Source organism: Pseudomonas sp. PLMAX (assembly GCF_046042685.1).
In the GTDB taxonomy this organism is placed as follows: Bacteria; Pseudomonadota; Gammaproteobacteria; order Pseudomonadales; family Pseudomonadaceae; genus Aquipseudomonas; species Aquipseudomonas putida_AE.
This window is the reverse complement of the sequence record NZ_CP064949.1, coordinates 3,528,770-3,555,223: the sequence shown is the minus strand read 5'-3', so window position 1 is coordinate 3,555,223 and position 26,454 is coordinate 3,528,770. Positions and strand designations below refer to the sequence as shown.

Below are 26,454 nucleotides of genomic sequence, written 5' to 3'. Positions count from 1 at the left end.
TATTGCAGCGCACAAAAAAGTTTGGCAATGCTTATTTTGTGCGGTGCAAAATAAACCTTGCCCACCCCACGCCTGTTAGCGCTAGACTCCTCAACTCAGACGGTCACGCACCAAAGCCCGCTTAATCGACGAGCTTGGCAACAACCGTTCCCCGTGTAAGGCATCAGGAGATCATGATGGGCCAGGAAGAAATTACCGCGCCGCACAATAAACCGTTTTGCACCGTTGCGGGTCCGTTCGACCACCTCAATCATCTGCAGCGCCTCAATGTCCGCAACATCCTCGACGCCATGCACAAACGCCATGCAACGACCTATGCAGCCTCGAGCCTTGGGCCACTCGGGCAACCCAGTGCCGCTGACTGGCAGGAGTACCTCACGGATCTCGGCCAGCGCAGCGTATTGTTCTGGGATACCTTGCGGCAGCGCGGCGACAACTCGCTGGCCCACGAACGTGCCGGGTATCCGTTGCTGTTGAAGTTCGATCATCAGACCCTGGTCGACGGCATGGACCTGTCGCGACCGGTCAACTACTCGCTGCTGCAGATTGTCCCGGGCCCCGGGCAACCCGTCGACAGTAAGCAGCGGCCAGTCATCATCATCGACCCCCGTGGCGGCCACGGCGCCGGCATTGGTGGATTCAAACAGGATTCGGTCATCGGCGAGAGCCTGCGCGCCGGTCACCCCACCTACTTCATCGCCTTCAGCCATGCCCCTGCACCCGGGCAGACGCTGGCGGACATCGTCAGCGCCCAGGCGCGATTTATCGAAGTGGTCAGTGAGCGCCATCCACACAGCGCCAAACCCGTGGTAATCGGCAATTGCCAGGCAGGCTGGGCGCTGATGGGCCTGGCGGCGGAGCGGCCGGAGTTGCCGGGCCTGATCATCGTCAACGGCGCGCCGTTGTCATACTGGGCTGGCGTCAACGGGCGCAATCCGCTGCGCTACACCGGCGGTCTGCTGGGCGGTGGCTGGATGGCGCGCCTGGGCAGCGACCTGGGCAATGATCGTTTCGATGGCACCTGGCTGGTGGGGCAAGTATTACCACCTGTTCAGCGAAGTCGACAGCGAAGCGCCCCGGTTTCTCGATTTCGAGCGTTGGTGGGGCAGCCCGACCCTGCTCAATGGCGAGGAGATCGAGATGATCGTCGACGACCTGTTCATCGGCAATCGCTTGTCCGGCGGCCCCGGACGCAAGAGCAACGGGCTCGATCTCAAGCGCATAGAAGTCCCGGTGGTGGTGTTTTGTTCCTATGGTGACAACATCACCTCACCGCAACAGGCCCTCGACTGGATCGCCGACGTCTACCCAACCGACCTGGCTCTGCACCGCGCCGGGCGCACTATCGTGTATCTACGCCATGCCACCATCGGTCACCTGGGCATCTTCGTTTCCGGCGAAGTGGCGCGGCGCGAGCACCGTCAGTTGCTGGGCGCGGTCGAGTCCATCAATGCGCTGCCGGCCGGGCTGTATGAAATGCTGATCGATGACTTGCCGCAAGACGCGCAAGCCCCCTACTCCGTGCGCTTCGAAAGCCGGCGCATAACCGACATCCATGGCGACGTTGCGCCGCAGCGCGATGACGATCGCGAATTCGCCCTGGTCGATCGCACGTCCGCGATCAACAACAACCTGTATGACGGCTTTGTCCGGCCATGGTTACGTCAGCTGATCAACGAGCCCACTGCCGAACTGTTGCGCAAGGCCCATCCCTTCCAGCAACAGCAGGTGCTGTGGAGCAGCGCCAACCCGGGGCTGGGGTGGCTGGCCGATAGCGCCGCGCAGGTGCGCCATGATCGTCAGCCCGCCAGCCCGGACAACCCGTTGCTGGCCTGGCAGGCGTTGTTTTCCAAGCAGGTCCACGATGCCCTTAACGGCTACCGCGATCTGCGCGATGCGACTCAGGAACTGTGTTTCTATGGTGTCTATGGCGTGCTCGGCAGCCTGCAGCTCAAGCATTGACGAGCACTACCTCAGGGTGAGAGGTGAGCGGCACAGCACATGACTCATCGGCGCGATACTGGCCGGGGGTCATGCCAAACCAGCGGCTGCACGCCTTGTTGAAACTGCTGTGGTCATGAAAACCAAGGAGATACGCGACATTCTTCATGTTGAAGTGAGAATGGCGCAGGTAGAAGTCGGCCAACTCTCGTCGTACCAGGTTCTGCACGTCCTTGAATTGCGTGCCGTCCTTTTCCAGTGCGCGTTGCAGCGTTCGTTTGCTGATGTTCATGGCGCCGGCGATCGACTCCATGTCGCATTGTCCCTGGCCATGACTCAAGCGCTCGGTGATCAGTGCGCGGAGCCTGCCGACGATGGAAGAACCGGACAACAGGTCCAGCTGCGCCTCGGCAAAGCTGTCATGCAGCACCGCCAGCGCCTCGTTGGCCATGCTCAGTGGCCGCAGGATCTCCTGACCGTCGAACAGGATGCTGTCGTAGGCCGAGCCGAATTGCAGGTCGCAACCGAACAAGCGTCGATGCTCCGAGGTGTCCGCAGGTTCCGGATAGCTGAATTCCACACTCAAGGGTTGCGGCAGCTTGCCGTCTCCCAGCCAACGGCAAAAACCCAGCAGGGACGCCAACCCCGCATCCACATACTGGCGTGGCTTGATCGAGCCCGGTTGTTGGTGATCGAGCGAGGCCAGGCGGAAATGCTCCTGTTCCGGGACGAAAAAAAGGCTGAAGCCGGTGCCGATCAATGGACTGAAGCGCACCAGGCGTTCAAGTGCCAGTTTAAGGTTGAGGCTCGACATCATCGTGTAGCCGACGATCTGAAAGGTGCCGGGATGGAAATGCCCATAGGCCTTGAGGCCGATGTCCGGATCCCCTGCGGCTTGCGCGGCCAGTTGCCACAGGCGATAGAGCACCCTTCTCTCGCACCGCGCCCCGGGCGTGTTGGCGAGTTCCAGGTCCAACCCGGCTTCCCGACACAGACTGGCGACATCCAGCCCCTCGGCCGAGAGCGTAGTGACCAGTACGTTGGCGTAGCCTGAACTCATTCTGAACATGGCGTCCTCGATGACGACTGAAAGCGGACATCCTGCCCGGAGCACGACTGATTGCGGCTTGGTGAATACTGAGTGTCCGCTCATTTTGAAGTATTGATACAGGTTTGGTTTATCGGTGTTTTGCGCTGCATCCGACCGGTGACCGGGCGTGGCACCGTTGGACACCGAACAGTCACCCCGCAACACTTCCGCAACGCTCGCCAATGCCCAACACTCCGCTTCTTGCAGCGCAAAACAATACTGCCCGTTCTTTCTCTGCGGGCAAGGAGCTCCATGGACAACAACACGCAAAACTTCAACACTTTCTGGTCTGGCCAGATCCCGTTCGTCGCCTCCTTTGCAGTGCAACAATTACGCCTCTGGGTCAGCAGCAATCCCTGGTTTACCGGGCAGCCGTACAACGACTGGTTCGACTTGCCCCGGGAAACCCTGGACAGCCTTCAGTCCGACTATCAAGCGCAATGGGCCGGACTCGGCCAGCAGCTGCTGACCGGACAGCCGTTCACCTTCGATGATCGACGTTTCGCCAGCGGCAACTGGAGCACTCCACTGTTTGGCTCCCTCGCCGCGTTCTACCTGCTCAACGCCGGGTTTTTGCTCAAACTGCTCGACCAGTTGCCGATCAAGGACAAAAAACCGCGCCAGCGCCTGCTGTATCTGGTGGAGCAAGCCATTGCCGCCGGCGCGCCCAGCAACTTTCTGGCGAGCAATCCCGATGCCCTGCAGCGCGTCGTCGATACCCGCGGTGGCAGCCTGCTCACGGGCCTGTTGCACCTGGCGAGCGACCTGCAGGAAGGCAAGATGCGCCAGTGCGACAGCGGTGCCTTCAAGGTCGGTGAAGACCTGGCCAGCACCCCTGGAAAAGTCGTATTCGAAAATGAACTGTTCCAGCTGATCCAGTACCACCCGCAAACCGAAACCCAGTATCAACGCCCGGTTTTCATCGTGCCGCCGTCCATCAACAAGTACTACATCCTCGACCTGCGCCCGGACAACTCGATGGTTCGCCATCTGTTGCAGCAAGGCCATCCGGTGTTCCTGATGTCGTGGCGCAACTTCGACCAGGCCCACGCCGGCACCACCTGGGACGACCTGATCGAGAATGGCATCATCAAGGGCCTGCGAGTGACCCGCGAAATCAGTGGCCAAGAGCGCCCCAACTGCGTGGGGTTCTGCATCGGCGGCACGCTGCTCAGCTCGGCGCTGGCGGTCCTGGCGGCACGTGGCGACAAGGCCATCGCCAGCGTGAGCCTGTTGACCACCTTCCTCGATTACCTCGACACCGGCCCCATCGACATCTTCGTCGACGAACAACTGGTGGCCCACCGCGAACGCACCATCGGCGGAATCGACGGCCCCATCGGCCTGTTCAAGGGCGAGGACATGGGCAACACCTTCTCGCTGCTGCGCCCGAACGATCTGTGGTGGAACTACAACGTCGACAAGTACCTCAAGGGCCAGAAACCGAACGCGCTGGACCTGCTGTTCTGGAACAACGACAGCACCAACCTGCCGGGGCCGATGTACTGCTGGTACCTGCGCCACACCTATTTGCAGAACGACCTGAAATCCGGCGAACTGGACTGCTGCGGGGTGAAGCTGGACCTGCGCGCCATCGATGCGCCGGCCTACATCCTCGCCACCCATGACGACCACATCGTGCCCTGGAAGAGCGCTTATGCCAGCACCGGGTTGCTCAGCGGCAGCAAACGCTTCGTTCTCGGCGCCTCGGGGCATATCGCCGGGGTGATCAACCCACCCGCCAGGGAAAAACGCCACTACTGGACCAACGACCACCTGACGCAAGACCCGGACACCTGGTTCAACAATGCCGAGCAGCATTCCGGTAGCTGGTGGAATGACTGGTTCACCTGGCTGGCCGAGCATGCCGGAGAACGCGAAGCATCGGTACCGAGCGCCGGCAATGCGCAATACCCGGCGCTGGAACCGGCACCGGGGCGGTATGTGATGCAATGAGCAGCGAGCGACCTGATCCTACAGACCACACCTGAGCAGCAGGCTCTCATTCGCCTGCCCCAATTCCTCACAACCGCGCTCTTGCAACAATCCCTCGGACAGGTTGCGCAAGCGCAAGGAGAGGTAAAACCTGCCATCGCCAGGCAACGCGTCGATACTTCCAACGCGCCTGGCAGCACCGGCACTGTAGAATTCTGCCGAGTAGGATCTTCTGTCCAGGTAGAACAACTCTCCGGGCGCATCCGCACTGTGCTCGTTCCACAGGCTGACGATCTCCCGCTGGTTCTGCGGCCTTTCACTCAGGGACCCTTGCAGCACCAGGGCCCCACCCGTTATTGGCAGGCAAGCTGACAACAGGTAGATGATGGTCTGGCGCTTGTACATTGAAATGCTCTCGGCCAACAAGATGGCCCAGGCGGGTAATGCAGGCAACACATAGGTCCAGAGGATATTGCCCGCCAAGGTAAAAAACAGCGGGGTTGCCAGCGCCCATCCCCAAAGGAAGGTGTAGAAATCAGGGTTCCAGCCATAGCGATTGCGCGCCTTGTGCAGCATCCACAGGCAGAGCGTCCATGGAAACAGACTACCGATCAGATATATCCAGATCGTCCCTAATGTTTCTGCATGGGCACTGCCATAAAGGTCACCCTGCCATTTCGAAATGACGTATCGACTCCAGTGTTCCCCAACAAAGAAGTAATTCAAGAATCCCGGGGTCTTGTTTTCAGCCAGGTAATACCAAGGCACAGACACCGCGGCCAGCAGAATCAAGCCGGACAACCAGGGTAGATGAAGAAAACGTTTCCAGTTCCGAGTCGAAGCCGCCCACACCATTGCCAGCATACCCACCAGAACAATGGATAAGGGGCCTTTGGCCAACATGCCCAAACCCAAGCCTATAAACCCGATTCTGGCCCAGGTCAGGTCATGATAAGTAACCCCTCTCCACAAGCCATACGCAGAAATCACCATGGCGAAACTCAGCGCAGGGTCAGTCAGGACAACCCCACTCGCTATAAAGCCGAGCGCGCAACTGGAATAGATGATCGAAGCGATCAAACCTGTCCTCAGGTCGCGCTCTTCGCGACAGAACTTCAGGATCACCGCACAGGTTGCGACGTGAATGAGCCAGGCAGGAAAACGGCTGGCAAACTCACCCACACCCAGAATTTTCATGCTCAGCGCCTGGGTCCAGAACGACAGGGGTGGCTTACCCCAGAACGGAACGCCATGATCAAACATCGGGGTGATCCAGTCATCGAGGGTCACCATCTTGCGAGCGACCTCCGCATAACGCGCCTCCGACGTATCCATCAACGGGTAAAACGCCAATCCCGCCAGCCTGGCAAGACAGATGGCAACCAGGATCAACCATAACAAGCGGTTCTGATCAACCTGAGTCATGCCGACCGCTCCCGCAGGGCACTATCCGCAATCCGGGAAGTCGACTTTCTCAGAAAATAATGCGGCCTGCCCTTTGCCTCCACTTTCAGAATCCCGACATACTCCCCAACCAAGGCGATACCGCAAGTCATCAATGCCAGTACAACAAGGATGAAGTTCTCATAACCCACATTGCCCGTTAACAAGGCACCGACAAAAGCGATAACGGACATCGTCATGACCAGGGCGGCGCAATAGCTGAACCAGCGCAGCGGGCTGTGTGAAAATGAAAGTGAAGAGTCGATGGCCAGACCCAGGAGGTTTGGCATATTCCACTTGGTCTTTCCCGCTTCCCTACCCTCGCGATCATATTGCAAACAAATACTCTTGAACCCAATCCACCCGGCCAGCCCTTTCAGAACCCGAGACCTTTCCTTCAGTTCGATGAGCGCTGCCAGCGGCGCGCTGCCTAACAGCCGGAAATCGCTGACTTGCGAGGGGAAAGAGAAATCCTTCACCAATACACGCATGATCCGATAGTAGGCAGTAGCGGTTGTTCGTTTCAGCCAGGAATCACTGTCACGCTTTCTGCGCTGCATATTGACAACGTCGTAACCCGCCACCCAATGCACGATCATTGAAGGGATCAACTCTGGAGGATCCTGGAGATCCGCATCGATGAAGATAATGGCACGAGCGTTTGCGTGTTCCATTCCCGCCCACATGGCGGCCTCCTTGCCAAAGTTTCGACTCAGGTGTAAACAACGCACATCCGGTTCGCGCGCAAACTCATCAAGCAGATCAGAGGTGTTATCCGCACTGCCATCATTTACATAAAGCAGTCCGATTCGCATGTTTAATTCACGCACTACATCAGTGATTCGCCGATGAAATATCGGCAATACATCTTCTTCTTCAAAACAAGGAATAATTACCGTCAAGTCATAACAAGGCGGGCTACTTGAGTGTGGTTGCTGCATATTTGAATATCCAATTGTTAGAAATTGTAAAATTTACGATCATTACCAGCAGAGAAGACAGTATCTGGGCGGGCAATACACCTGCCCCCAGCCTTAAAATCACGGCCATGAACAGTGCATTGAAGGCAACACTCACTACACACAAAGCCGCGTAGTTGACGGGCCGGGCTGTTCTGTTGCGGAACACCCAGGCCTTGAGGATCCAGTAGTTGACGACAGCGCCCGCTATCGCGCCAATGGTGCTACTGAGCAACCCGCCGAAAACTGGCGCTAGAAGGAGCAAGAGTGCAAAATGCACTGTTGTCGCAGTCAAACCAGATATCAGGTAACGGGGAAACAGTAATGTATTCATGCAGCCAACATTACACGGCCCCGTGTGAACGGATTATCACATTCACAATCGGTTCACACTTTACTCAGTACAATGCCTGACAAGCATTAACGCGAGCATTGTCCATGCATGAAATATTATTGGTTGAAGACGACGTCGCGTTGGCCGGCACACTATGCGACTATCTTTCGGAGTTCGAAATCGATATAGATCATGCCTACGATGGGCGATCCTGCCTGGAATTGTTGAAGTCCAATCATTACGCCGCCATCATTCTGGATGTCACGATGCCGCGACTGAACGGGTTCGACACCTGCAGGCGGATCCGGGAACAAGGCAATACCGTGCCCATCATATTCCTGACGGCCCGCGACACCTTGGCTGACAAGCGGGACGGGTTCGAGGCGGGTGCTGACGACTATCTGGTGAAGCCATTTGAACCTGAAGAACTCAGGCTCAGGATCAACGCATTATTACGCCGGCAACGACCCGGGCCGCGTTCGACTCCGATAATGTGCGGGGACCTGGAGTTGACTGAAGCAACGTTCATGGTCAGTCGTGGAGAGCTGCGGACCCAACTTCCCGATATACAGTTTCGAATATTGAAGATGCTTGTCGAGGCAGCTCCCGGCCCCCTCAGCAGAAGACAGCTTGAACTCGCGATATGGCCTGATTCAGACCCACCCGAGAGCGACCCACTGCGCACCCACATCTACCGCCTCAGACGGCTACTCGCCAAGCTGAACCTGGATCACTCACTGGTCACCCTCCACGGAAAAGGATACCGGCTTGCGATCCCCCACTAATTCCTTTTTTGTCCGGATCCTCTCCATACTGATCCCCTTTTCTACCCTCGTTGCGATCATCTACAGCGTGTTGATCTGGGCCTCGATCTCGATGACAGAGGACTACATCGTCAAACATTACCTGAAGCGTGAATTTGAGGCGTTTGAGCGCGAGTACGTGCAAGACGCAAGCGCTACACCGTTACCCAATACAAGTTATCTGCAGACGTTCTGGGGGGATAGCCTCGAATTGCCAGACTTTGCCAAACCACTAAGCGAGGGACTGCACGAAATCGGCGATACGCACGTTCTCATCAAAAAAATGCCGGGCACAGCCAACAAGATCTACATGATACTTGACGAGTCCAAAATGAGTTCCCTGGACAGCTTTGCGCCAACAACAATCAGTCTGCTCTGGGCACTGGCCGGACTCATTATAATAGCGGGCGCAGTAGTTGCGATTGTCATGGCGCGAATCATATCCGCGCCGGTTGTGCAGTTAGCCAAGGATCTGTCCCGACACCCCCTCAAGACCAAACAGCTCGAAAGCAATCATCGCAAGGATGAAGTAGGTGTTCTAAGCCGAGTGATCAGTGGAGCACTTGAACGCCTGGAAAATACACTGGATAGAGAGCAAGCCTTCACCCGACATGTGAGCCATGAGTTAAGAACTCCGCTGAGCATTATCAGAAACTCCCTGGCTGTCATTAAATTGCCCGGCTGCGACGAGATAAAAAAGGCGCGCAATCTTGAACGCCTGCAGCAGGCATCAAGAGACATGGAAGATTTGATTGAACTGTTCCTTTGTCTAAGCCGCGAGAAGATCGGTCAAAAATGCGCCAACATTAATCTACAACAACTGCTGAACGACGCACTGCTGCGACACCAACCGAAAATCGACTCGATGAGTGTCCAGCTTCAGGTAAAACAGGACCTGATGATCAGCGCCGACCCAATACTGCTGAAAAGCTTGATTCACAACCTCATCAACAACGCCATCCAGCACGGCGGACAGCGCCTGCTGATTGCCGCCAACCAGAACAGCCTGGTTATTTCAAATACACTCACTGAAGTTGAATCAGTTGCGGGATATGGATTCGGCCTGGAAATCGTTTCGAGGATATGCCGATATGCCGGCTGGAGCTTGCACATACGCTCTACCTCGACAGTTTACTCCGCTAAAATAAGCCAACTTGGCTAGCGCTGGATGCTCACCCCAAAGTTTTGCGCGAGCCAGGGAAACTGGCGGAAGGTAGCCGGAGTCGAACCTGCCCGGGAACGGATGCCGTCCCCAACCGGGTTTGAAGCCCGGCCGCGCCACCGGGCGCGATTACCTTCCAAAAAATCAATGATCCGTGGACCGGGCCAGGGCATTGTCCGGGCGGATGTGGCGCCTGTCGCCAAAACGCCGGGTCAGCCCGAGCCGATCGAAATATTCGAGAATCTGGATACTGCGCTTGCGCCCCAGTCCCACCGCATCGCGAAACGCCGACACCTGGATCACCGGGTTATCCTCGGCCAGTTGCATGAGCATAGCCGCCAATCGCCGGATCACCGCATCGGTGTAAAACAGGTCGCGGACCACTTGATGCAGCAGCCCCAGCCGGGCCATCTTGCGCAACAGCAAGCGCACGGTGGCCTCATCATGACCCAGTTCGCGCACCCACGGCGAATTGAACCCGGCGGCGTCGAACCGCGGCTGCAACTGTTGCCAAAGGGCTTCGTCCTCTTCACTCAAACGCACTTGATGACTGGGCAGATGCAGCCATGGCCCGCTGGTAGTGATGACCCCATCGGCCAGCAATTCGTCGAGCAGGCTGATGAAGGACGGGCGATCGAGTGCCGTGCCGCTGAATCGACGCAGGCGATCGCGGTCCGGCCCCATCTGGTCCGGCTCCAATTGGTGAAAGCGCGCCAGATGTTCCAGCACCTGCGCTTTCAAGGCCTGCCAGCGGCCGGCGCTGAACAACAGCGGACCCTGGCGGGTGTCGATCAGGCGCACGTCATCCGGCAGCACCCAGTTTGCCCGCGGATGGTTGAACTGGCGTTCCAGGCGTTGCAGGTCAAGCCCGCTGTCACTGTTGGCCAGCAGTGTCGGCATGACGGCTTCCAGGCCAGTGCTCGCCCGCAACGCCTGTAGCTGCGCCAGTCGCTCGGGACTGCGCCGTTGTCGGCTCGGTGCGAACGGATCGAGCACTCGACCGCCGCCCAGGGTCCGTTGCGCGCTCTGGTCACGCAGGATCAGCGGATCGCCCTTCACGGCCTGCACCGGCGCATTGAGCAGGATCTGCGCGAACATCCGCTCACCCGGCGCCAGGCTGGAGCCCTCCAGCAGGGCCACGCGCCCGGTCACGTCTTGAGTGCCGATATGCACATGCACAGGTTGAAAATGCTCGAAGGCGCGAGGCTCCCCGGGCAACAACCGCAGGTCGATATCCAGGCGCTGCGTCGGTGCGTACAGCCACTGCGTCGACAGCCACTGGCCGCGATGAATCTGCTCCAGCGCCAGGCGATCCGCGCTCAGGTTCAAGGCAACGCGCTGTCCTGCGGTCGCACGTTCGGCGGCTTGATTCTGTGCATGCAGGCCACGCACCCGCACGGGTTTGCCGAGGGGACCGAGCAACAGCGTATCGCCCACCGCCACCTCGCCGGACAGCGCCGTGCCGGTGACCACGATCCCGGCGCCTGCGACGCTGAATGCCCGATCGATCGCCAGGCGAAAGCCACCAGCGAGGCTGCGTTGCCGCACCTCACGCTGGGCATCGAGCAAAGCCTGGCGCAGGGTGTCGATGCCCTGCCCGGTCACGCTCGACAGCGTGATCAACGGTGCATCGACATAGGGCCCGGGCGCCAGCAAGGACTGGATTTGCTCGCGTACCTCTTGCACTCGATCTGCTTCGACCCGGTCGCATTTGCTGATCGCCACGAGTGCGCGGGGAATGCCCAACAGTTCGACGATGGCCAGGTGTTCCCGGGTCTGCGGCATCACGCCGTCGTCGGCGGCTACCACCAGCAACACCAGGTCGATGCCCTGTGCGCCGGCGAGCATGTTGTGGGTGAAGCGTTCATGCCCGGGTACGTCGATAAAACCGGTGAGGGCCGCGCCCGGCTCGAGGGCGGCGTAAAGGTAGCCGAGGTCGATGGTCATGCCGCGTTCGCGCTCTTCGCGGCGTCGATCACCGGCCTGCCCGGTCAGTGCCTCGAGCAATGCGGTCTTGCCATGGTCGATGTGCCCGGCAGTGCCGACGATCATCTCAGGTCACCTGCAATTGATCGAGTTGCGCCAGCCAGGCCAGTTCGTCGTCCAGTTGCCGCAGGTCCAGCCACAAGGCGTCGTCGTCGATGCGCCCGAGCACCGGGATCGGCAAGGCGCGCAGCGCTTCTTCGAGCCCAAGCAGGCTTCGCCCGCGCAGACGTTTGGAGGTTAAAGGGCGCAGGCACAGCGCGGCACTGGGCAAGCGCGCCACCGGTTGGCTGCCGCTGCCGATCATGCCCAGCGCCGGCACTGCGCTGACACTCCAATGAGCGCCCAACACCCGTGCCAATGACGGTTGCAGACGTTCAGCCTGGGCGAGGATGTCGGCCTGCGGACGCGTCAGCAGGCGCAGGCTCGGCAGGCGCTCAGCCAGTCGATCCGGGTTGCGGTACAGCCCCAACACCGCTTCGAGTGCTGCCAGAGTCAGCTTGTCGACCCGCAGCGCACGTTTGAGCGGGTTTTTCTTGATCCGCGTGATCAACGCCTTGCGCCCGACAATCAACCCGGCTTGCGGGCCACCGAGCAACTTGTCGCCGCTGAAGGTGACGATGTCCGCACCATCGAGCAGGGCCTGGCGCACCGTTGGTTCGGCCGGCAAGCCCCAGCGGGTCAGGTCCAGCAGGCTGCCGCTGCCGAGGTCTTCGAGCAGCGGCAAGCCATGTTGGTGCGCCAGTTGCGCCAGCTCGGCGGTCGGCACCCGGGTGGTGAAACCCTCGATGCTGTAGTTGCTCGCATGCACCCGCATGATCAAGCCGCTGCGCGGGCCGATGACGGCTTCGTAGTCGCGGGCGTGGGTGCGGTTGGTGGTGCCGACCTCGACCAGTTTCACTCCGGCCCGCGCCATGATGTCAGGGATGCGAAAGGCGCCGCCGATTTCGATCAGCTCGCCCCGGGAGATGATGCCTTCCTTGCGGGCGCCCAGGCTGTTGAGGGTCAGCAGCACCGCGGCGGCATTGTTGTTGACCACGGTCACCGCTTCGGCGCCGGTCAGCTCGCGGATCAGGCCCTCGATCAGGTCGTCGCGGTCGCCGCGCTTGCCGCTGTCCAGGTCGAATTCCAGGTTTAACGGATAGCGCGCGGCCATTCGCACGGCGTCGATGGCTTCCTCCGGCAACAAAGCGCGGCCCAGGTTGGTGTGCAGGACCGTGCCGGTGAGGTTGAACACCCGGCGCACGTGGCTGCGGTGCTGGCTGGCCAGACGCTCGCCCGCCCTGCCCGCCAACACGTGCGGGGTAAGTTCGACCTCGTTGAGAAGTCCTGCCAGGACCGGTTCGCGCAAATCATCGAGCAACTGGCGCAGGCTGGCGAGCAAGGCGTCGCGCCCATAACGTTCGGCCAGCGACTGGCAGGCCGGATGGCGGAGCAGGCTGTCGATCGAAGGCAATCGCAAGGCTTGGCTGGCAGATCGGGCGGACATCAGGCGCTCCGGCAAAGGTTGACCGCCTGAGTGTAGACGCTCGCTTCAGTCGCCCCCGGGTGCCAGCAACAGATTGGGCGCAGGACGCACAAAGCCCTCCTGCTCCAGGCGCATGTCGAGGATCAGGCTGCTCAGGTCGGCGGACAAGGCTTCGGCTTCGGCGTCGCATTCGAGATAAAGCTGCTTGAGATAACTGTGGCAACCAGGGCAGGTTTCCGCGCGCAGCGGTGCCTTGTCCGCGGCGTGGCGGTCGCTGTCGAGGCTCACGTATTGCAAGCCTTTGCTCTGCTCGCAATACACGCACTTGACCCGCACCACATGCCATTCGCAGGCACACAGCGAGCACACCAGGTAGCGCAAGCCGTTGTATTTGCCGCGATGGCGGATCACCCCGGCCATGGCCGGTGAACCGCAAGCCGGGCATTGGTTGAGGCTGTTGCCGGGTTTCAACGTGAGGTCCTTTGTACTCAGCAACCAATGGCTCCAGGCGACTTGCAAGGCGGCACCCAGAAATGGCACCAGCGCCGCCGCCAGCAAGGCGAACTGCCCGCTGACCAGGGCAATGGCCCAGGCCTTGAGTTGCCCGACGTTGGCCTCACGCAAGGTGGCCACGGCGTTTTCCACCGCCGGTTGTGGCGGTGGCTGATAGTGCTGCAACAGCCCCTGCAGATACGCCAGCCACGCGTCCTCGCGCACCAGGCTGTCGGCGGCAAACGGCGGCAGGCCATGCTCCAGGCACAGGCGGATGCGTTGCGGGTCCGGCACTGCCGCCGCGGGTGGATCGTCCATCAGCTGCTGCTGTACGTTGCACAACCCCGCGACCAGGCGCAGGTAATCGGCCAGCGGATGCCCTTCGGCAAGGCGCTCCAGGCGCAGCGCGCGCAAGGCGAACAGGTTTTGCGGTGGAAGGTGCAGAAACGGCGGCGATGTCGCCGCCGCTTCGATCTGTCCCGGCTCCAGGATGGTGGCCAAATCGTTATCCTTTTTTGCCCAGCGGTGGGTCGGGACGCGGACGCTCGTCGTCACGGGTCACTTCGCGGTACCAGAGTTCGTGATGTTTCCTGGCCCAGGCGCGGCTGACCCAGCCATGCAGCATGGCGTTGACCGAGCCCTTGATCCAGATGCCGGCGTAGATGTGCACGATGATGCAGAGGATCAGCACGAAACCCGCCAGCGCGTGCAGCAGCATCGCCCAGCGAATCGTGGTGATGCCGAAGTACTCGCTGAAATACGCGCGCCAGATCACCAGCCCCGTGAACAGCAGTCCCAACATGCACAGCAGTAAAGTCCAGAACAGCAGCTTCTGCCCGGGGTTGTACTTGCCGATGGGAGGCACGCCCTCCTCTTCGTTTTTCATCACCCGGTCGATGCGCCGCAGCCACAGGCGATCGTTGTCGATGAAGTAGTTGGCGCGCCAGAACTGCACCACCAACCCGAGGAACAGCACGAACATCACCACGCCCATGAACGGGTGCAGGATGCGCGTCCAGGGCCCGCCGCCGAACAGGTGGCTCAGCCAGAACAGCGCCGGATGAAACAGCGCCAGCCCGGACAGCCCCGCCATGAAAAACAGGATCGCCACCAGCCAGTGGTTGGTGCGCTGGTTGGCGGTATAGCGCAGGATCTGTTTGCGGATCATGGCCTGTCCTCCCGCTTCGGATCATAGGTGTGCACCGTCGGATCGACTTCATGTACGGCAGGATCGCCCCGCGGCGGCAGTTCATCCTCCTCGACCACTTGTGGCCCGACACGCACGTAGTGGAAAAAGCCGGCCAGGACCGCCAGCCCCATGGCCAACAGGCCCAGGGGTTTGCTCACACCTTTCCACAGATCGACCAACGGGCTGATCACTGGATCGCTCGGCAGGCCGGCGTACAGCTTCGGCGTGTCGGCGTGGTGCAACACATACATCACGTGAGTGCCGCCGACACCGGCAGGGTCGTACAGCCCGGCGTTGTCGAAGCCGCGACTCTTGAGGTCGACGATGCGTTCGGCGGCGTGTTCCTTCATGTCCTGCTTGGAGCCGAACACGATGGCGCCGGTCGGACAGGTTTTCACGCAGGCCGGTTCCAGCCCCACCGCCACCCGATCCGAGCACAGGGTGCATTTGTAAGCCTTGTGGTCCTTTTGCGAGATGCGCGGAATGTTGAACGGGCAACCGGTGATGCAGTAGCCGCAGCCGATGCAGTGATCCTGGTTGAAATCGACAATGCCGTTGGCGTGCTTGATGATCGCCCCGGGACTGGGGCACGCGGCCAGGCAACCGGGTTCGGCGCAGTGCATGCAGCCGTCCTTGCGGATCAGCCATTCGAGGTTGCCGGCGTCGGTTTCGTGCTCGGTGAAACGCATCAGGGTCCAGGTTTCTGCAGTCAGGTCCTGGGGGTTGTCGTAGGTACCAAGGTTGTGGCCGACCTCGTCGCGCAGCTCGTTCCATTCCGAGCAGGCGACCTGGCAGGCCTTGCAGCCAATGCACTTGGTGGTGTCGATCAGCTTGGCGACTTCCTCCTGGTCGCGTACCGATGGGGGCACGGTGGTGGTGGCCGAGCGGGCAATGATGTCTTGGCTGGCCATTTAGACTTTCTCCACGTTGACCAGGAATGACTTGGATTCCGGGGTCTGGGTGTTGCCATCGCCGAGGAACGGCACCAGGGTGTTGGTCAGGTAGCCGTGGCGCGTGAGCCCGGTGAAGCCCCAGTGCAACGGGATACCGATCTGGTGCACCACCTGGTTGTTGACCTGCAGCGGACGAATCCGCTTGGTCACCACCGCCACCGCTTCGATGAAGCCACGCTTGCTGCTGACCCGCACCCGGTCGCCGGCGACGATGCCTTTTTCCCTGGCCAGCACTTCGCCGATCTCGACGAACTGCTCGGGCTGGGAGATCGCGTTGAGCTTGCAGTGCTTGCTCCAGAAGTGGAAATGCTCGGTCAGCCGGTAGCTGGTGGCGGCGTACGGGTAGTCCTTGGCCACGCCGAGGGTGTCCCAGACCGAATCGAAGATCCGCGCCGCCGGGTTGCTGGTGGCTTTCTTGTTCTGCGGGTGCAGCGGGTTGATGCCGATCGGTGTCTCGAACGGCTCGTAGTGCTCGGGGAATGGGCCCTCGTTCATCTTGTCGACGGCGAAGAACCGCGCCACGCCTTCGGGGTTCATGATGAATGGATTCATCCCCGCTTCCGGCGCTACGTCAGCCTTGAAGTCCGGTACATCGGTACCGGCCCAGGCTTTGCCGTTCCACCACACCAGGCGCTTTTTCTCGTCCCAGGGCTTGCCTTGCGGGTCGGCCGAAGCGCGGTTGTAGAGAATCCGCCGGTTCGCCGGCCAGGCCCAGGCCCAACCCTGGTGCTGGTGCATGCCATAGGGGTCGTTGTTGTCGCGCCGGGCCATCTGATTGCCGGTTTCGGTCCAGCTGCCACAGAAAATCCAGCAACCGGACGCCGTGCCGCCGTCGTCCTTGAGCTGGCCGAACCCGGCCAGTTGCGTATTGCCCTTGATCAGCGCCCCCGTGGCGTCGGTAAAGTCGGTGACAGCGTAGCCGTTGACCTCCTTGGCCAGTTCTTCCGGTGACGGTTCGTCGGGCACCTTGTACGGCCACGACAGTTTCAGCAGCGGGTCGGGATAGGCCCCGCCATCGGCCTGATAGCGCTGGCGCAGGCGCAGGAACAGCTCGCTCATTATACGGATGTCGGTGTACGCCTCCCCAGGGCCGTCGGCGCCCTTCCAGTGCCATTGCAACCAGCGACTGCTGTTGACCAGCGAGCCGTCTTCCTCGGCAAAACAGGTGGTGGGCAGGCGAATCACTTCGGTCTGGATGTCGGCGCTGTTGACGTCGTTGTATGGCCCGACCTTTTGCCAGAACTCCGAGGTTTCGGTGGCCAGCGGATCCATCACCACCAGCCACTTGAGCTTGGCCAGCGCGGCCATCACGCGGTTCTTGTCCGGCAACGCCGCAATCGGGTTGAAGCCCTGGCACATATAGCCGTTGACCTTGCCCTGGCCCATCAGGTCGAACACCTTGAGGATGTCGTAGTTGGGAATGTCCAGTTTCGGCAGATAGTCGTACGCCCAATTATTTTCCAGTGTGGCATTGGCGCCGTACCAGGCTTTCATCAGGCTCACGTGGAATTTGCTGTAGTTCTGCCAGTAGGACAGTTGCCCGGGCCGCAGCGGTTTCTGCGTGCGCTTGAGGATGTAGGCGTTGTAGTCCTGCTCGGCATCGCCGGCCAGCGTGAGATAACCCGGCAGCGCGTTGGACAACAGGCCCAGGTCGGTCAGGCCCTGAATGTTGGAATGCCCGCGCAAGGCATTCACGCCCCCGCCCGGCATGCCGACGTTGCCCAGCAACAGTTGCACCATCGCCGCGCTGCGGATGATCTGCGCGCCAATCGAGTGCTGGGTCCAACCCAGGGCATAGAGGATGGTCATGGTCTTGCCCGGCGTCGAGCAAGTGGCGATCTCCTCCCAGATTTTCTGCATCGCATCGACCGGCATGCCGCAAATCTGGCTCGCCAGTTCGATGTTGTAACGGCTGTAATGCTGCTTCATCAGTTGATAGACGCAGCGCGGGTCCTGCAAGGTCGGGTCGACTTTGGCAAAACCGTCTTCACCGAGTTCATAGCCCCAGCCGGACTTGTCCGTGTACGTACGCTTGGCCGCGTCATAGCCACTGAAAATCCCGTCCTCGAAGCCATAGCCGGCCTTGACGATGAACGATACGTCGGTGTAGTTGCGCACGTATTCGTGCTGGATCTTGTCCTCGGTCAGCAGGTAATTGATCAACCCGCCCATGAAGGCGATGTCGGTACCGGTGCGGATCGGCGCGTAATAATCGGCCACCGAGGCGGTCCGGGTAAAACGCGGGTCGACCACAATCAGCCGCGCCTTGTTGTGCGCCTTGGCTTCGGTCACCCATTTGAAGCCACATGGGTGCGCTTCTGCTGCGTTGCCGCCCATCACCAGGACCAAGTTCGCGTTGGCGATATCGGTCCAGTGGTTGGTCATGGCTCCACGGCCGTACGTCGGGGCAAGACTTGCCACCGTCGGGCCGTGTCAGACACGCGCCTGGTTATCGAACCCCAGCATGCCGAGGCTTCGCACCACCTTGTGGGTGATGTAGCCCGCTTCGTTGGACGCCGCCGATGCCGCGAGAAAACCCGTGGTGAGCCAGCGGTTGACCGTCTGGCCCTGGTCGTTCTTCTCGATGAAGTTGGCGTCGCGGTCGGCCTTCATCAGGTCGGCGACGCGATCGAGCGCTTCATCCCAGGAAATGCGCGTCCACTCACTGCTGCCGGGCTTGCGCACCTGCGGGTATTGCAGGCGGCCGGGGCTGTGAATGAAGTCGAGCAAACCTGCGCCTTTGGGGCACAGGGTGCCGCGGTTGACCGGGTGGTCGGCGTCGCCTTCGATATGGATGATGTTTTGCGCGACGTTCTTGGCAGTATCGCCCTGGCTGTACATGATCAACCCGCAACCGACCGAGCAATACGGGCAGGTGTTACGGGTTTCATGGGTGTGGGCGAGCTTGAAGTGGCGCACCTGCTCGGCGAAGGCGGCAGTCGGGGCCATGCCCAACGCGCCCAGGCTCGAGCCTGCAAGGCCGATACCGGCGACCTTGAAGAACTGACGACGGCTGAGGTCCATCGTGCACTCCTGATCAGGTGGAAATCCGCTGCTTTGGCGGGTTTTTCTGGACAATCACGGTGGCGGCAGTCTGGCTACCGCCTCTTGAATTTTAGACAAGGCTGTCGAATTCACCATGAGAACCGACCGTCGGGCGACGCGCCCCCTGTAGGAGCTGCCGAGTGCAGCGAGGCTGCGATCTTTTGATTTTTTTAAAGCAAGATCAAAAGATCGCAGCCTGCGGCAGCTCCTACAGGTCCCGCTCGCTCCCACAGGGATTGGCGCTTATCATGGCCACCATGATTACCCGGCCTTTATGAGATTTGCGCATGACTTTCGATTTTGATCAGGTGTTCGATCGCCACGACACTGGCAGCACCAAATGGAGCCGCTACCCGGCCGACGTGCTGCCGATGTGGGTCGCCGACATGGATTTCGCCGCGCCGCCGGTGATCGTCCAGGCCCTGCAAAAGCGCCTGGAACACCCGCTGCTCGGCTACAGCATGGCCAAGGACGATTTGCGCGAAGCCATCGTGGCCGATTTGTGGAACAAGTACGCCTGGCGTGTCGAGCCGCAGGAGCTGATCTTCCTGCCGGGCGTCGAGTCGGGCTTCAACATGGCGCTCAAGGCGCTGGTACAGCCGGCACAGAACGTGGTCGTGCAAGTGCCGAACTACCCGCCCCTGCGTCACGCGCCAGGCCATTGGGGCCTGAACAAGGTCGAACTGACCTTCGACCCGCAGCCGGACGGCACCTACGCCACGCCACTGTCGACCTTGAACGAGTCCCTGCAAGGCGGCGGCGCGCTGCTGCTGAGCAACCCGCACAACCCGTTGGGCAAAACGTTCGACCGCGAAGAACTGCTGGCCATTGCCGACATCTGCCTGGCCAACGAGGCCTGGATCATTTCCGACGAGATCCACGCCGAACTGTGCTTCGACGGTCGCCAGCACTTGCCGATGGCGTCCCTGAGCCCGCAAATCGCCCAGCGCACCATCACGTTGATGTCGGCCAGCAAGGCCTACAACATCGCCGGCATGAAGACCTCGTTCATGATCATCCAGGACCGCCACCTGCGCGAGAAGGTCAATCATGCCCGTTGCGGCATGGTCGACAGCGTCAACCCGCTGGGCATGGAAGCCACCCGCGTCGCCTACAGCGAAGCCGCGCCGTGGCTCGCCGCATTGAAAGACTACCTGCAGGCCAACCGCGATTACCTGGTCGACGCCGTGCGCAGCCGTTTGCCGGGCATCACCCTGAACGTGCCGCAAAGCACTTACCTGGCCTGGCTCGATTGCTCAGCGCTGGGGCTGGATAACCCGCAACAGTTCTTCCTCGAACAGGCCAAGGTCGGTCTGAGCCCCGGCCTGGATTTCGGCGATGACTGCAAACAGTTCGTGCGCCTGAACTTCGGCTGCCCGCGGTCATTGCTGGAGGAAGGGATTGCGCGGATGGAGCGTAGTTTGCGGCATCGTAACGGCTGATCAAGCTGCACCAAAACCCTGTAGGAGCGAGCTTGCTCGCGATGATCGTCCGGGCAACGCGTCCATCGACAGCACGCGTTATCGTTGGCGACCATCGCGAGCAAGCTCGCCCTACAAAGCGGCGCCTAAAACCTGATGCAACACCCAAGGCTCCACCTCCAGCGTGAAGATCTTCAAGATCGTTCAGCTTAGGTTCAGGTAACTGTCAATCACTCCCATATGGGAATGGGTGTCATTATGTTACAACTTAGCACCCTATCTAATTCCCCACGGTGCTGAATGCTCGTTCCTTTCCTGATCATGCTGCGCGAAGGCATTGAAGCCGCGTTGATCGTCGGCATTATCGGCAGTTATCTCAAGCAGACCGGCCGCGGCCAATGGATGCCCGCGGTGTGGATCGGGGTGTTCCTCGCCGCCGCCCTCGCGCTGTTGGTGGGCGGTGGCCTGGAGTTGGTCAGCGCCGAGTTTCCGCAGAAGCAGCAGGAGCTGTTTGAGGGTCTGGTCGGCTTGGTAGCGGTCGGCATTCTCAGTTCCATGGTGTTCTGGATGCGCAAAGTGGCGCGTTCGATCAAGCACTCGCTGCACGTTTCCCTCGATCACGCGTTGGCCGGCACCCGGAACCAGGTGTTCGCGCTGATCGCCATGGTGTTTTTCGCCGTGGCCCGCGAAGGCCTGGAGACGGTGTTTTTCCTGCTCGCGGTGTTCCAGCAAAGCGAAGGCCCGGCGGCACCCTTGGGCGCCCTGCTCGGCCTGGTGCTGGCCATCGTCGTCGGTTTCCTGATTTACAGCGGCAGCATGCGCCTCAATCTCGGTGCGTTTTTCCGCTGGACCGGGCTGTTCATCCTCGTGGTGGCGGCGGGAATCCTGGCCAACTCGGTGCAGGCGCTGCATGAGGCCGGGATCTGGAATCACTGGCAAACCGTGCTCTTCGATTTCAGCACCTCGCTGCCGATGGACGGCCCACTGGGCTCGGTGCTGGCCGGGATGTTCGGTTACCAGGACGCCCCGACCGTCAGCACCCTCGGGGCCTATCTGATTTATCTGCTGGTGGCGGCGGTCATGTTCTTCATGCCTGCACCGCGCCCCTGTAGGAGCGAGCTTGCTCGCGATGGTCGTGAACGATAACGCGCCAAACCAGATTTCCAACGGCGCCCAATGGTTTTTCGCGAGCAAGCTCGCTCCTACAGGGTTAGTCCATTCCCCCGCTTCCAGTCAGTAAGGGCAACCATGCCAGATCAAACTCCACCCCAGGTCTCCCCACCCCGAGCCTTGCGCTGGGCGGTGGCCGGTTCGGTGATCGTGATGATCGCCGCCGCCGGCCTGTTCTACTATGCCGCGCAATTGGCCGCGGCCAAGCGCGAACGCCAGGCCAACCATGACCAGGTGCTGGTGACCATTGCCGGCCACAGCTGCGAGCCGAACGCCCTGACGGTGCCGGCCGGGCGTTCCAGCTTTCGCATCGTCAACCGTTCCGATCGCGCCGTCGAATGGGAAATCCTCGACGGTGTGCTGGTGATCGAGGAACGGGAAAACATCGCGCCGGGACTGAGCCAGGTGATCAACGCCAACCTGCTGCCCGGCGATTACACCATCACTTGCGGCCTGCTGAGCAACCCGCGCGGCACGCTGCACGTTACCCCGACGGCGGCGTCGGAAGCCGCCGCCAAGGCCGGGCCTGCCTTACTGGCGTTTGTCGGGCCGCTGTCGGAGTACCGCGTGTACCTGAGCAGTCAGGGTACGGCGCTGATCAAGGCCGTCGCGGCGCTGGAGCAAGCCATTGGGGCCGGCGACCTCGAACAGGCGCAGGCGCTGTACCTGCCCGCGCGCGCTGCATATCAGAGACTGGCGCCCGCCGCTCAACGCCTGGGGCAATTGGACAACGCGATCAACGCCCGTGCGGACTACTTCGAAAAGCGCGAACAGGATCCGGGTTTCGTGGGCTTCCATCGCCTCGAATATGCGTTGTTCGAGCAACGCAACCTCGACGGCCTTGCACCGCTTGCCCAGCGCCTGCATACGGACGTCACGGCGCTCAAGCAACAGTTACTGGCCCAGTCCCTGGCGCCGGAGCAACTGGTGAGCATCGTGGTACGCAATCTCGACAACATCGCACAGGTGCGAGCCAACACGGGCGAAGAGGAGCGTTACAGCCACAGCGATCTCAACGGCTTCGCCGGCAACCTTGATGCCAGCCGCAAAGTGGTCGAGCTGCTGCGCCCATTGCTGGGCAAATCCGCCGCGCCACTGCTGGCAAACATCGACAGTGCCCTGGCCGACTTCGATGGCGAACTCAACGGCTTCAAGATCGGCGGCGGTTATGCCAGCTACGACAGCGTCAGCGCCGAACAACGCCAACAGATCGCCGACAAGGCCAAGGCACTGGCCGCCGCACTCGATGCCATAGACCCCGCCCTTGGCCTTTCCGGCCTGTAAGCAGAAGACGACTTTCAGATGAACGATCCAGAGCAATTCAACCTTCAGCGCCGCCGGGTCCTGATGAGCATGGGCGCCGCCGGTGTCGCACTGGCAGGTGCAGCCTTGAGCTGCCCCGCCATGGCCGCCAGCCCCGCGCAAGTGACCGAGGCGCCCAGCAGCGAGCGCACCCATGACCGCCATGATTTCCATGGCAAACACCAGAGCGGCATCGTCACCCCACGCCCGGCGTCCGGCATGCTGGTGGCCTTCGAAGTGCTGGCCAGCGATCGCGAGGACCTGGAGCGGCTGTTTCGCACCCTGAACCAACGCATTGCTTTTTTGATGAAGGGCGGCCCGGTGACCCAGGTCGATCCGAAACTGCCCCCGGTCGATTCGGGGATCCTGGGGCCGGTGGTCACGCCGGATAACCTGACCATCACCGTGTCTGTGGGCGCATCGCTGTTCGACGAGCGTTTCGGCCTGAGCGACGTCAAGCCCACGCGTTTGATCCGGATGGTCGGCTTCCCCAACGATGCGCTGGAAGCCGATTGCTGCCACGGCGACCTGAGCATCCAGTTCTGCGCCAACACCGCCGATACCAACATCCACGCCCTGCGTGACATCGTGAAAAACCTGCCGGACTTGCTCCTGGTGCGCTGGAAGCAGGAAGGCAGTGTGCCGCCTCAGGCCCCGGCCAAACCGGGTATGCCGGCACAGAGCGGGCGCAACTTCCTGGGTTTTCGCGACGGCTCGGCCAACCCCGATTCCAACAATGCCCAAGCCATGGACCGCATCGTCTGGGTTCAGCCCGGCAGCGACGAGCCGGCCTGGGCGGCCAATGGCAGCTATCAGGCGGTGCGGATTATCCGCAACTTCGTCGAGCGCTGGGACCGTACGCCGCTGCAGGAACAGGAAAGCATTCTGGGCCGGGTCAAGGCCAGCGGTGCGCCCATGGGCGGCCAGCATGAATCGCAAGTCCCCGACTATGGCAAGGACCCCCAAGGCAAGCTGACCCGGCTCGACGCGCATATCCGCCTGGCCAACCCGCGCACCGCCGCGAGCCAGGCCAACCTGATCCTGCGCCGGCCGTTCAACTATTCCAACGGTGTAAACAAGAACGGCCAACTCGACATGGGTCTGCTCTTCATCTGTTACCAGGCCGATCTGGAGAAAGGCTTCATTGCCGTGCAAACCCGACTCAACGGCGAACCGCTGGAGGAATACCTCAAGCCAGTCGGCGGCGGATACTTCTTCACCCTGCCGGGTGTCACCGGTGACCAGGATTTCCTGGGCCGCTCGCTGCTTGAAGCCACACAAGCCAAAACAACAATCTGACCACCACAACCCCGACGGAACCGCCCCATGAAAAAGTCGCCACTCGCGTTATTGCTGACCCTAGGCTTGCTCAACTCCCCGCTTTCGGCATTCGCGGCAACGGCGCCGCTGGAGTTGGTGCAGCCGATTTCGGACTACAAGATCTACGTCACCGAGCAACTGGATGAACTGGCCAGCCACACCCGCCAGTTCACTGACGCGGTGAAAAAAGGCGACCTGGCGACCGCGAAAAAACTCTATGCGCCGACGCGCGTCTACTACGAGTCGATCGAGCCGATCGCCGAGCTGTTCAGTGACCTCGATGCCTCGATCGACTCCCGCGTCGACGACCACGAAAAAGGCGTGACAGCCGAAGACTTCACCGGCTTCCACCGCATCGAGTACTCGCTGTTCTCGCAAAACAGCACCCAGGGCCTGGGGGAACTCTCCGATGGCTTGAACAAGGACGTCGAAGACCTGCAAACCCGCGTCGCCGGCCTGACCTTCCCGCCGGAAAAAGTCGTCGGCGGCGCCGCGGCCCTGCTTGAAGAAGTCGCCGCGACCAAGATCTCCGGCGAGGAAGACCGCTACAGCCACACCGACCTTTATGACTTCCAGGGCAATATCGACGGGGCGAAGAAGATCGTCGACCTGTTCCGGGCGCAGATCGAGCAGCAGGACTCGGCGTTTGTGGCCAAGGTCGATAAGAACTTTGCCACGGTGGACAAGATCCTGGCGAAGTACAAAACCCAGGATGGCGGTTTCGAGACTTACGACAAGGTGAAGGAAAATGATCGCAAGGCGTTGGTTGGGCCGGTGAATACGCTGGCTGAGGATTTGTCGACGTTGCGGGGAAAGTTGGGGTTGTTGTAGCGTCTGGGCGGACGCTTTCGCTGGCAAGCCAGCTCCTACAGGGTTCCGAGTCGACGCAAAATTATGAGATCGACATTAAACCCTGTAGGAGCTGGCTTGCCAGCGAAGCTTTTTTCGGCCTTAAAGAATGCGGTAAAGCAACCGCTCTACCCTCACCCTGCTCACCCGCTTGAGAAACTTCGCCACCCCCGCCGGGTAATCCGGCAGGGTTTGCAGGTCCTGGTAGCGCTCGATACGCCGGGTGTGCTGGAAAATCTGCGCAAGCTCCGTGCGACGCGGTTCCAGCAATTCGTTGTGCGGATCGTCGATCAGCAAGGCGTTTTCCAGGTCGAGACGGAACGCTCGCGGGTTGAGGTTATTGCCGGTCAGAAGGGTGTAGCGCTGATCGACCCACATGCCCTTGAGGTGATAAGTGTTGTCGCCGTCCTTCCACAGGTGCAGGTTCAACTGGCCGCTGTCGATGTTGCGCTGATGCCGCTTGGCAAAACGGCGCAGGCTGATCTCGTACAGATACGGCAGCGCCGAAATCACCTTGAACGGTTCGCTCGGCGGGATGTAGAAATCGTTGGCGGTCTTGTCACCGACCACGATGTCGATCTTCACCCCCCTGGCCAGCGCCCGATTGATCTCCCGGGTCACCGCCAATGGCAGGTTGAAGTAAGGCGTGCAGATGGTCAGCTGATGCCGGGCGCTGGCGATCAGCTCGATGATCACCCGACTCAACGGGTTGTTCTTGCCGACGCCCAGTAACGGGCTGACCGACAATCCACTTTTATCCGTAGAGCCCTGGGTGGTGTCGTAGGCCGCGTGCTTGAGGCGGCTACGCAGGTCGCCGATGTCATTGCGCAGGCTGCGGGTGGTCGGCAGGTTTGGCAGGTCCAGCCGATGCACCGCCTTGGAGGCCACCAGGCCGTGTTGCACCAGGTGATGCATCGAGTCGGCCAAGGCGCGGTTGTGCAGCAGGTGGTAACGGTCGTAACGGTACTTGTCGAACTGGTGCAGGTAGACGTTATTCAGGCTCGCACCGCTGTAGAGCACGCAGTCATCGATGACAAAACCCTTCAGGTGCAGCACGCCGAACAGCTCGCGGGTCTGCACCGGTACGCCATACACCGGCACGACGCTTTCACGGGTGCGGGTCATTTCCTGATACCAGGCCGAGTTGCCCGGCTGCTTGCCGGCACCGATCAGCCCGCGCTGGGCGCGCAGCCAGTCAACGACCACCACCACGTCCAGGTGCGGACGCGCCAGTTTGGCTGCGTGCAAGGCATCGAGAATTTCCTGGCCGGCCTCGTCCTGTTGCAGGTACAGCGCGACGATATAGATGCGCTGGGTGGCGCTGGCGATTTTTTCCAGCAGGCAACGACGGAACTCGGCGGCGCCAGAGAGGATGGTGACGGCATCGGCGGTCAGCGGAAAACTGCGCAGTTTGGGCAGCAGGGAGCGTTTGAAAAGCGACGGCATAGGGCTCGCAATGGGTCGAATCCGAAGAGCTTGAGAGCTTACACCATCGTTCGGTTTGGGTCTTGTTGGTGTCTGATCGGACGCCTTCGCTGGCAAGCCAGCTCCTACAGTTTGGTCGCACTACCCTGTAGGAGCTGGCTTGCCAGCGA

General features: G+C 60.8%; 19 protein-coding genes, 1 tRNA gene and 1 pseudogene. 9 read left to right on the top strand and 12 right to left on the bottom strand.

What is annotated here, in order from left to right; translation table 11 throughout:
• Window positions 1–176: 176 nt before the first annotated feature.
• Window positions 177–1,962: pseudogene (locus tag DKB71_RS16370) on the top strand (DUF3141 domain-containing protein).
• On the opposite strand, the gene DKB71_RS16365 reads toward DKB71_RS16370, so the two are convergent.
• The gene (locus tag DKB71_RS16365; RefSeq protein WP_408595869.1) at window positions 1,952–3,010 is read right to left on the bottom strand and encodes an AraC family transcriptional regulator; all 1,059 of its coding nucleotides are present in this window, start codon (window positions 3,008–3,010) and stop codon (window positions 1,952–1,954) included. The pseudogene DKB71_RS16370 and the gene DKB71_RS16365 overlap by 11 nt on opposite strands.
• 273 nt (window positions 3,011–3,283) lie before the next feature.
• Between DKB71_RS16365 and phaC the strand changes: the two genes are divergently transcribed.
• Window positions 3,284–4,987 carry a class I poly(R)-hydroxyalkanoic acid synthase gene (gene phaC / locus DKB71_RS16360; protein WP_408595867.1) on the top strand — a complete coding sequence of 568 codons (1,704 nt, stop codon included), beginning with the start codon at window positions 3,284–3,286 and terminating at the stop codon, window positions 4,985–4,987.
• An 18-nt stretch (window positions 4,988–5,005) separates the two neighbouring features.
• On the opposite strand, the gene DKB71_RS16355 is transcribed toward phaC, so the two are convergent.
• From DKB71_RS16355 to DKB71_RS16345, 3 genes are read right to left on the bottom strand one after another with little or no spacing between them, the layout of a single operon-like run.
• Window positions 5,006–6,391, bottom strand: a complete 1,386-nt coding sequence (locus DKB71_RS16355) for an ArnT family glycosyltransferase (protein WP_408595865.1) — start codon at window positions 6,389–6,391, stop codon at window positions 5,006–5,008.
• Window positions 6,388–7,350 carry a glycosyltransferase family 2 protein gene (locus DKB71_RS16350; protein ID WP_408595863.1) on the bottom strand — a complete coding sequence of 321 codons (963 nt, stop codon included), beginning with the start codon at window positions 7,348–7,350 and terminating at the stop codon, window positions 6,388–6,390. The genes DKB71_RS16355 and DKB71_RS16350 overlap by 4 nt, the downstream gene beginning before the upstream one ends.
• Entirely contained in the window at window positions 7,328–7,702 is a 375-nt protein-coding gene (locus DKB71_RS16345; protein WP_408595861.1) for a GtrA family protein, read from the bottom strand. Before DKB71_RS16345 ends, DKB71_RS16350 begins: the two co-directional genes overlap by 23 nt.
• Before the next feature lie 104 nt (window positions 7,703–7,806).
• Between DKB71_RS16345 and DKB71_RS16340 the strand changes: the two genes are divergently transcribed.
• Both DKB71_RS16340 and DKB71_RS16335 read left to right on the top strand, forming a co-directional pair.
• Window positions 7,807–8,487, top strand: a complete 681-nt coding sequence (locus DKB71_RS16340; protein ID WP_408595859.1) for a response regulator transcription factor — start codon at window positions 7,807–7,809, stop codon at window positions 8,485–8,487.
• Complete coding sequence (locus DKB71_RS16335; protein WP_408595857.1) at window positions 8,471–9,667, top strand: sensor histidine kinase; 1,197 nt, start codon at window positions 8,471–8,473, stop codon at window positions 9,665–9,667. The genes DKB71_RS16340 and DKB71_RS16335 overlap by 17 nt, the downstream gene beginning before the upstream one ends.
• A gap of 42 nt (window positions 9,668–9,709) precedes the next feature.
• Here DKB71_RS16335 and DKB71_RS16330 read toward each other — a convergent pair.
• The 7 genes from DKB71_RS16330 to fdnG form a co-directional block, all read right to left on the bottom strand.
• Window positions 9,710–9,805: transfer RNA gene (locus tag DKB71_RS16330), tRNA-Sec, on the bottom strand.
• 6 nt (window positions 9,806–9,811) lie between these two features.
• On the bottom strand, window positions 9,812–11,719 hold the full coding sequence (selB, locus tag DKB71_RS16325; protein WP_408595855.1) for a selenocysteine-specific translation elongation factor: 1,908 nt from the start codon (window positions 11,717–11,719) through the stop codon (window positions 9,812–9,814).
• 1 nt (window position 11,720) lies between these two features.
• Window positions 11,721–13,139, bottom strand: coding sequence for an L-seryl-tRNA(Sec) selenium transferase (gene selA / locus DKB71_RS16320; RefSeq protein WP_408595853.1), 1,419 nt, complete (start codon window positions 13,137–13,139; stop codon window positions 11,721–11,723).
• Between the two features lie 45 nt (window positions 13,140–13,184).
• Window positions 13,185–14,111: a formate dehydrogenase accessory protein FdhE gene (gene fdhE / locus DKB71_RS16315; protein ID WP_408595851.1), complete on the bottom strand. Its 927-nt coding sequence runs from the start codon at window positions 14,109–14,111 to the stop codon at window positions 13,185–13,187.
• Window positions 14,112–14,115: 4 nt separating this feature from the next.
• Window positions 14,116–14,778 carry a formate dehydrogenase subunit gamma gene (locus DKB71_RS16310; protein WP_274077294.1) on the bottom strand — a complete coding sequence of 221 codons (663 nt, stop codon included), beginning with the start codon at window positions 14,776–14,778 and terminating at the stop codon, window positions 14,116–14,118.
• Window positions 14,775–15,710, bottom strand: coding sequence for a formate dehydrogenase subunit beta (gene fdxH, locus DKB71_RS16305; RefSeq protein WP_408595848.1), 936 nt, complete (start codon window positions 15,708–15,710; stop codon window positions 14,775–14,777). The genes DKB71_RS16310 and fdxH overlap by 4 nt, the downstream gene beginning before the upstream one ends.
• Window positions 15,711–18,776 (bottom strand): formate dehydrogenase-N subunit alpha, encoded by a 3,066-nt coding sequence (fdnG, locus tag DKB71_RS16300; RefSeq protein ID WP_408595846.1) that lies wholly within the window; start codon window positions 18,774–18,776, stop codon window positions 15,711–15,713.
• A gap of 308 nt (window positions 18,777–19,084) precedes the next feature.
• On the opposite strand from fdnG, the gene DKB71_RS16295 reads away from it, so the two are divergent.
• The 5 genes from DKB71_RS16295 to efeO (DKB71_RS16275) all read left to right on the top strand — a co-directional run bounded on the left by DKB71_RS16295 (window position 19,085) and on the right by efeO (DKB71_RS16275) (window position 24,841).
• The gene (locus DKB71_RS16295; protein WP_408595844.1) at window positions 19,085–20,239 is read left to right on the top strand and encodes a MalY/PatB family protein; all 1,155 of its coding nucleotides are present in this window, start codon (window positions 19,085–19,087) and stop codon (window positions 20,237–20,239) included.
• 279 nt (window positions 20,240–20,518) lie between these two features.
• Window positions 20,519–21,364 carry an iron uptake transporter permease EfeU gene (gene efeU / locus DKB71_RS16290; protein ID WP_408601049.1) on the top strand — a complete coding sequence of 282 codons (846 nt, stop codon included), beginning with the start codon at window positions 20,519–20,521 and terminating at the stop codon, window positions 21,362–21,364.
• 102 nt (window positions 21,365–21,466) lie between these two features.
• Window positions 21,467–22,672, top strand: a complete 1,206-nt coding sequence (efeO, locus tag DKB71_RS16285) for an iron uptake system protein EfeO (protein ID WP_408601048.1) — start codon at window positions 21,467–21,469, stop codon at window positions 22,670–22,672.
• A gap of 18 nt (window positions 22,673–22,690) precedes the next feature.
• The gene (efeB, locus tag DKB71_RS16280) at window positions 22,691–23,989 is read left to right on the top strand and encodes an iron uptake transporter deferrochelatase/peroxidase subunit (protein ID WP_408601047.1); all 1,299 of its coding nucleotides are present in this window, start codon (window positions 22,691–22,693) and stop codon (window positions 23,987–23,989) included.
• 27 nt (window positions 23,990–24,016) lie between these two features.
• Window positions 24,017–24,841 carry an iron uptake system protein EfeO gene (efeO, locus tag DKB71_RS16275; protein ID WP_408601046.1) on the top strand — a complete coding sequence of 275 codons (825 nt, stop codon included), beginning with the start codon at window positions 24,017–24,019 and terminating at the stop codon, window positions 24,839–24,841.
• Between the two features lie 120 nt (window positions 24,842–24,961).
• Here efeO (DKB71_RS16275) and pssA read toward each other — a convergent pair whose 3' ends face one another.
• On the bottom strand, window positions 24,962–26,305 hold the full coding sequence (gene pssA, locus DKB71_RS16270; protein WP_274077303.1) for a CDP-diacylglycerol--serine O-phosphatidyltransferase: 1,344 nt from the start codon (window positions 26,303–26,305) through the stop codon (window positions 24,962–24,964).
• Window positions 26,306–26,454 lie beyond the last annotated feature (149 nt).

Bases quoted from the DNA above. Each gene is read 5' to 3' on its own strand.
- DKB71_RS16365 (WP_408595869.1), bottom strand. From the start codon at position 3,010: ATGTTCAGAATGAGTTCAGGCTACGCCAACGTACTGGTCACTACGCTC.
- phaC (WP_408595867.1), top strand. From the start codon at position 3,284: ATGGACAACAACACGCAAAACTTCAACACTTTCTGGTCTGGCCAGATC.
- DKB71_RS16355 (WP_408595865.1), bottom strand. From the start codon at position 6,391: ATGACTCAGGTTGATCAGAACCGCTTGTTATGGTTGATCCTGGTTGCC.
- DKB71_RS16350 (WP_408595863.1), bottom strand. From the start codon at position 7,350: ATGCAGCAACCACACTCAAGTAGCCCGCCTTGTTATGACTTGACGGTA.
- DKB71_RS16345 (WP_408595861.1), bottom strand. From the start codon at position 7,702: ATGAATACATTACTGTTTCCCCGTTACCTGATATCTGGTTTGACTGCG.
- DKB71_RS16340 (WP_408595859.1), top strand. From the start codon at position 7,807: ATGCATGAAATATTATTGGTTGAAGACGACGTCGCGTTGGCCGGCACA.
- selB (WP_408595855.1), bottom strand. From the start codon at position 11,719: ATGATCGTCGGCACTGCCGGGCACATCGACCATGGCAAGACCGCATTG.
- selA (WP_408595853.1), bottom strand. From the start codon at position 13,139: ATGTCCGCCCGATCTGCCAGCCAAGCCTTGCGATTGCCTTCGATCGAC.
- DKB71_RS16310 (WP_274077294.1), bottom strand. From the start codon at position 14,778: ATGATCCGCAAACAGATCCTGCGCTATACCGCCAACCAGCGCACCAAC.
- fdxH (WP_408595848.1), bottom strand. From the start codon at position 15,710: ATGGCCAGCCAAGACATCATTGCCCGCTCGGCCACCACCACCGTGCCC.
- DKB71_RS16295 (WP_408595844.1), top strand. From the start codon at position 19,085: ATGACTTTCGATTTTGATCAGGTGTTCGATCGCCACGACACTGGCAGC.
- efeU (WP_408601049.1), top strand. From the start codon at position 20,519: ATGCTCGTTCCTTTCCTGATCATGCTGCGCGAAGGCATTGAAGCCGCG.
- efeO (WP_408601048.1), top strand. From the start codon at position 21,467: ATGCCAGATCAAACTCCACCCCAGGTCTCCCCACCCCGAGCCTTGCGC.
- efeB (WP_408601047.1), top strand. From the start codon at position 22,691: ATGAACGATCCAGAGCAATTCAACCTTCAGCGCCGCCGGGTCCTGATG.
- efeO (WP_408601046.1), top strand. From the start codon at position 24,017: ATGAAAAAGTCGCCACTCGCGTTATTGCTGACCCTAGGCTTGCTCAAC.
- pssA (WP_274077303.1), bottom strand. From the start codon at position 26,305: ATGCCGTCGCTTTTCAAACGCTCCCTGCTGCCCAAACTGCGCAGTTTT.